General features: G+C 73.1%; 3 protein-coding genes and 1 pseudogene. 2 read left to right on the forward strand and 2 right to left on the reverse strand.

From position 1 onward, the window contains the following. Both F2B26_RS14975 and F2B26_RS14980 read right to left on the reverse strand, forming a co-directional pair. Window positions 1–852, reverse strand: a pseudogene (locus F2B26_RS14975) (metallophosphoesterase); the annotation flags it as partial. Between the two features lie 33 nt (window positions 853–885). Next, window positions 886–1,515 (reverse strand): CYTH domain-containing protein, encoded by a 630-nt coding sequence (locus F2B26_RS14980; protein ID WP_159810727.1) that lies wholly within the window; start codon window positions 1,513–1,515, stop codon window positions 886–888. A 114-nt stretch (window positions 1,516–1,629) separates the two neighbouring features. Here F2B26_RS14980 and F2B26_RS14985 point away from each other — a divergent pair, with 114 nt between their 5' ends. Further along, window positions 1,630–2,043 carry a Fur family transcriptional regulator gene (locus F2B26_RS14985; protein ID WP_159810729.1) on the forward strand — a complete coding sequence of 138 codons (414 nt, stop codon included), beginning with the start codon at window positions 1,630–1,632 and terminating at the stop codon, window positions 2,041–2,043. A 164-nt stretch (window positions 2,044–2,207) separates the two neighbouring features. Further along, window positions 2,208–3,652 (forward strand): catalase (locus F2B26_RS14990; protein WP_159810731.1); only part of this gene is annotated, 1,445 nt, incomplete at its 3' end.

A 3,652-nucleotide genomic window follows, 5' to 3' on the forward strand; every position in this document is an offset into this window, starting at 1 on the left:
GGGCGGGGCGGCGGCGGTCGACGGCACGACGGGAGGCTGCCCGGGGGCGGTCGGTGCCACGAGCGGGGAGCCGCTGCGCTGCCAGTGCGCCCAGGCGGCGGTCACCGAGGCGGTCGCGGTCGCGTAGAACTCCTCGTTCTGGCGGTAGGCGGCCACGATCTGACCGGCGTAGGTGTCGACGAGCGCACCGAGCCGGCCGGTGATCCGGGCACCGTGCAACGGGGTGCCGTCGAACACCGAGGAGACCGGGACCGAGTCGGCCTGCACGGCCGGGCTCGGCGCCAGCGACCCCGTGACGGCCGTGGCGACCAGCACGAAGACCACGCCGCCGACGACGATCTGCCGGGTGTGCGGTGCGAGCGTGCGCACCAGCTCCTCGCGTCGACGGCGACCCAGCAGGACGCGCACCCCCAGCCCGGCCCCGACCAGGACGAGCAGAGCCACGGCGGTGCGCCGGGCGGCGTCCTCGGCGAGCGCGACGAGCACCTGGTGCACCGTCGCCCGGGTCCCGGAGAAGAAGGCGATGTACTGGTCGAGGTCCTGACCGAGTGCCTCGAGCGTGGCCGCCTGGCTCACGTCGGTGACGCCGCGCGGGATCTCCCCGACGGTGGCCCGCACACCGAGGCCCAGCGGTGCGGGCGAGTCGATCTGCACGGTGCCGAGCGGACCGACGTCGACCGTGACGGTGGAGTCCGTCGTCACGTCGAACCGCGCCACGTGCGGCCCGAGCGACCCGGTGGTGCTCGCCGTCGTGACCCCGAAGACGAGGGCGACGAGCAGCACCGCGAACCCGCCGGCCACCCGCGGGGCCCAGGTCCGCAGCCTGGGGTGGGGACCTCGTACGCCGGGCATCGGTGCCGAGCCTAGACGCGCGAGGTGGTGGGCTCAGTCCTGGCGGCGGTTGACACCCAGACCGTCCAGGAAGGTGGGGCCCTGCGCCGCCAGCTCGCGGGCGTAGTCCTGCGCCCATCCGGAGAAGGGCGTGCGGGCCAGGGAGTCGTTCGCCATCCGCGGGTCCGCGGTCACCTCGGTGACGCAGAACGACGGGATGGCCAGGTCGGTGACCGGGCCGCCGCGCTCCACCTCGGCGATCATGAGCGGGGCGTTGGCGCCGAGGAACTCGTCGATCACCCAGCCGTCCTCGCCGAGCCACACGGCGTGCCGCAGCTTGGCGACCCGCAGCCCGCCGCGACGGATGAGCTCGAGCCCGACGAGCGGGTCGAGGGAGCGTTCGGCCTCGTAGCGGGTGCCCTCGTTCATCGGCCCCTTGACCGTGACGGCGGAGAAGTCGATCTCGTCGGCGTGCTGCTCGAGCAGCGCGAGCTCGTCGGCCGTCGGGTCGAGCGCGGTGCGCACGGTCGGTGCCTGCACCCGCACGCGCAGCGCGAAGCCGCCGTCGGCCAGGAAGTAGCTCTGCACGATGAGGCTGGGCGCGTCGTCGACGAGGTGGGCCGGCACGCCCGTGACGAAGAACCGGCGCTCGAACTCGAAGTCGCCGCTGCCGCTGTCGCTCACGCGGTGCCGTCCTGTCGCATCGGGCGATCGTAGCCGGGCCGTCGAGCCCGACCGCCCTTTCGTGAACAACTCTTACATTTGATCCGTTCACGATATGGGGCTAACGTCCTGGTCATGGACACCGCCGAACGTCTGCGCACCGCCGGCCTGCGGGTCACCGGGGGTCGGGTGCAGGTGCTCGAGGCCCTCGCGGCGCACCCGCACGCCGACGCCGAGACCGTCCGCCGGGCGCTCGTCGACCGCGGCTACCCGATGTCCGTCCAGTCGGTGCACAACGTGCTGGGCGACCTCGCCGACGCCGGTGTGCTCGGCCGGATCGAGCCGGCCGGCTCCCCCGTCCGCTACGAGAACCGGGTGGGTGACAACCACCACCACCTGGTCTGCCGCAGCTGCGGCGCCGTCGAGGACGTGGACTGCGTCGTCGGCGCGGCCCCCTGCCTCACGCCGTCGTCCGCCGCCGGCTACACCGTCGAACGCGCCGAGGTCGTGTTCTGGGGCCGCTGTCCCCGGTGCGCGGCGGGCGCCTGACCACTCTCACCCGCTCGACCCCACCGCACGTCGACCGCAGGCCGCGGCCGACGCGCCATGTGCTGCCCGCGCACCGCCACGGCTGAGGCCGGGCGTCCGAGCCGCACCACCGAAGCCCGCCCGGCCGCGGTCCCGACCGCGACACCCGTCCCACGGAGGTCCCCATGAGCACCCCGCCCACCACCACCGGCGCCGGCGCGCCCGTCGCCAGCGACCAGCACGCCCAGAGCGTCGGACCCGACGGCTCGATCGTCCTCACCGACCACTACCTCGTGGAGAAGCTCGCCCAGTTCAACCGGGAGCGGGTCCCCGAACGCGTCGTGCACGCCAAGGGCGGCGGCGCGTTCGGCACCTTCGTCACCACGCACGACGTGTCGGCGTACACCCGCGCCGCCCTGTTCCAGCCCGGCGTCACCACCGAGACCCTCGCCCGGTTCTCCTCGGTCGCCGGGGAGAAGGGCTCGCCGGACACCTGGCGCGACCCGCGCGGCTTCGCGCTGAAGTTCTACACGAGCGAGGGCAACTACGACCTCGTCGGCAACAACACCCCGGTGTTCTTCATCCGCGACGGGATCAAGTTCCCCGACTTGATCCACTCCCAGAAGCGGCTGCCCGGTTCGCACCTGCGCGACAACACCATGCAGTGGGACTTCTGGACGCTGTCGCCCGAGTCGGCGCACCAGGTGACCTGGCTCATGGGCGACCGTGGCATCCCCGCCTCGTGGCGGCACATGGACGGGTTCGGCTCGCACACCTACCAGTGGATCAACGCCGCCGGCGAGCGGTTCTGGGTCAAGTACCACTTCCGCACCCGGCAGGGGCACCGCACCCTCACCCAGGAGCAGGCCGACCTGCTCGCCGGGCAGGACGCCGACCTGCACATCCGCGACCTGTACGAGGCGATCGAACGGGGCGACCACCCGCGCTGGGACCTGTCGGTGCAGGTGATGGCCTACGAGGACGCCGCGACCTACCGGTTCAACCCGTTCGACCTCACCAAGGTGTGGCCCAAGGCCGACTACCCGCTCCTCCCGGTCGGCACACTCACGCTCGACCGCAACCCGGACAACTACTTCGCCCAGATCGAGCAGGCCACGTTCGCACCCTCGAACTTCGTGCCCGGCATCGCGGCCTCGCCGGACAAGATGCTGCAGGCGCGGATCTTCTCCTACGCCGACGCCCACCGGTACCGGGTCGGCACCAACCACGCCCAGCTGCCGGTCAACGCCCCGCACGCCGCCCCGGTGCACAGCTACGCCGCCGACGGCGCGGGCCGGTACTCCTTCACCGACCCGCAGGTCCCCGTCTACGCCCCGAACTCGTTCGGCGGCCCGCACGCCGACCCCGCGGCGCACGGCGACGACGGTGGCTGGCACAACGACGGCGAGCTGGTGCGCGCCGCGGTCACCCTGCACCCGCAGGACGACGACTTCGGCCAGGCCGGCACCCTGGTGCGCGACGTGATGGACGACGCCCAGCGCGACCGTCTGGTCGCCACGGTCGTCGCGCACGTCGGCCAGGTCACCGTGCCGCTGGTGCGCTCGCGCGCCGTCGAGTACTGGCGCCAGGTCGACGCCGACCTCGGCGCCCGGGTCGCCGCGGGCCTCGC

The organism is Cellulomonas citrea (assembly GCF_009829685.1).
Classification (GTDB): Bacteria; Actinomycetota; Actinomycetes; order Actinomycetales; family Cellulomonadaceae; genus Cellulomonas; species Cellulomonas citrea.